This is a genomic window from Actinomyces sp. oral taxon 849 str. F0330, from assembly GCF_000239715.1.
Taxonomy (GTDB): Bacteria; Actinomycetota; Actinomycetes; order Actinomycetales; family Actinomycetaceae; genus Actinomyces; species Actinomyces johnsonii.
This window is the reverse complement of sequence record NZ_JH470354.1, coordinates 183,655-185,341: the sequence shown is the minus strand read 5'-3', so window position 1 is coordinate 185,341 and position 1,687 is coordinate 183,655. Positions and strand designations below refer to the sequence as shown.

Annotated in this window: 3 protein-coding genes and 1 pseudogene; all 4 read left to right on the top strand. The window is 73.3% G+C overall.

Annotated elements, in window-relative coordinates:
- Positions 1-734: molybdopterin-binding protein (locus HMPREF0975_RS16760; RefSeq protein ID WP_009234097.1), on the top strand; the 734-nt coding region annotated here is incomplete at its 5' end.
- Positions 731-910, top strand: a complete 180-nt coding sequence (locus HMPREF0975_RS16755) for a hypothetical protein (protein WP_232212509.1) — start codon at positions 731-733, stop codon at positions 908-910. The genes HMPREF0975_RS16760 and HMPREF0975_RS16755, both read left to right, overlap by 4 nt.
- A 92-nt stretch (positions 911-1,002) precedes the next feature.
- Complete coding sequence (gene moaC / locus HMPREF0975_RS10245) at positions 1,003-1,497, top strand: cyclic pyranopterin monophosphate synthase MoaC (protein ID WP_009234096.1); 495 nt, start codon at positions 1,003-1,005, stop codon at positions 1,495-1,497.
- Positions 1,490-1,687, top strand: a pseudogene (locus HMPREF0975_RS16750) (molybdenum cofactor guanylyltransferase); the annotation flags it as partial. The gene moaC and the pseudogene HMPREF0975_RS16750, both read left to right, overlap by 8 nt.

The window sequence follows — 1,687 nt, the reverse complement described above, 5'->3', positions numbered from 1 at the left end:
CGGCCATCTCCGCCCTGGCCTCCGTGGGGCTCGGCTCCGTACCGGTCGCGGCGCGGGTGCGCGTGGCCGTGGTCTCCACCGGGGCGGAGCTGCGCGACCCCGGTCAGGCGCTCGTCCCCGGTACGATCCCGGACTCCAACGGCTTGCTGCTGGCCGGCCTGGTCTCCGAGCACGGGGCGGACTGTACGAGCGTAGCCCGCAGCGGCGACAGCGCTAAGGAGCTGGGCGAGGTGCTGCGCCGGGCCGCGGCGGACGCCGATCTCATCGTCACCTCCGGGGGCGTGTCCGCGGGGGCCTTCGATCCGCTGACGATGCTGGCGCAGGCCCGGCGGGGCGAGGACGCGCCGGTACGCCTGGACTTCGTGAAGGTGGCCATGCAGCCGGGCAAGCCCCAGGGGCACGGCTGGGTGCAGGCCGACGACGGCCGGCGGGTCCCGATCATCTGCCTGCCGGGCAATCCGGTGAGCGTCCTGGTCTCCTTCACCACGATCGTGGCCCCGGCGCTGGCCCGCCTGGCGGGATTCGACACCGACCCGGTTGAGGGGGAAGACGGCGCTCTTCCGGGCCGCCCCCGTCTGACGGCGCGCGCGGCAGTGGCCTGGCGCACCCCGCCGGGCCGGCGTCAGCACGTGCCGGTGCGCTTCACCGGGCCCCCTCCCGCCCCGCCGTGGGAGACGACGCCGGGGATTATGCCGGAGGCCATGTCGACGATCGTGCGGGCCTGCCCTGGGTGACGCCCTCCCACCGACTGGGTTCGGGATCGCACCTGGTGGCCTCGCTGCCCGCTGCGCAGGCGCTGGCGGTGGTGGCCGCCGAGGTCGAGTCGGTGGAGGTGGGCGACGAGCTGCCCCTCATCCCGCTCACCGGCTCATGTCCTTCTGGCCGCCCAGTGCGCGTAGACGCACCTTAATCCCCGAGATCGGTCCCTGCGGGTGCGCCATCGATGACCATGGTGCCTCCGCGACGAGCAACCCCACGCCCTCCCGCTGAAGGAGTCCCCTCATGGAAACCCGCCCCCGGATCACCCTCACCCACCTGGACGAGGCGGGCTCCGCCTACATGGTGGACGTCACCGCCAAGACTCCGACCGTGCGCGAGGCCCGCGCCAGTGCCTTTGTGTCCTGCTCGGAGGCGATCGTGACCGCCCTGCGCGAGGGCACAGTCCCCAAGGGGGATGTCCTCGCGGTGGCCCGCGTGGCCGGGATCGCGGCGACGAAGAAGGTCCCCGAGCTCCTCCCGCTGGCACACGTCATCGGCGTACACGGCGCACGCGTGGACCTGGAGATCATCGACGGCGGCGTGCGCATCGAGACATCCGTCCGCACGGCCGACCGCACCGGGGTGGAGATGGAGGCCCTCACCGCCGCCACCGTGGCGGGTCTGGCGATCGTCGACATGGTCAAGGGAGTGGACCGGGGCGTCGAGCTGCGTGAGGCCAAGGTGATCGCCAAGTCCGGGGGCCGCTCCGGGGACTGGGTGCGCGGAGACGATGCCTGACCAACCGGCGGATCACGCCGCGAACCTCGGCCCCGCTGCGGGTGCAACCGGCACGCCTGACGAATCCGGCGTGGTCGACGTCGTCGTGCTGGCCGGCGGGACCGGCAGGCGGTTGGACGGGGCCTCAAAGCCCGATGTCGTCGCCCGCGGGGCCCGCCTGCTCGACCATGTCCTGGCCGGCCTGGAGCAG

Coding starts and splice junctions, on each gene's coding strand:
- moaC (WP_009234096.1), top strand. CDS start 1,003: ATGGAAACCCGCCCCCGGATCACCCTCACCCACCTGGACGAGGCGGGC.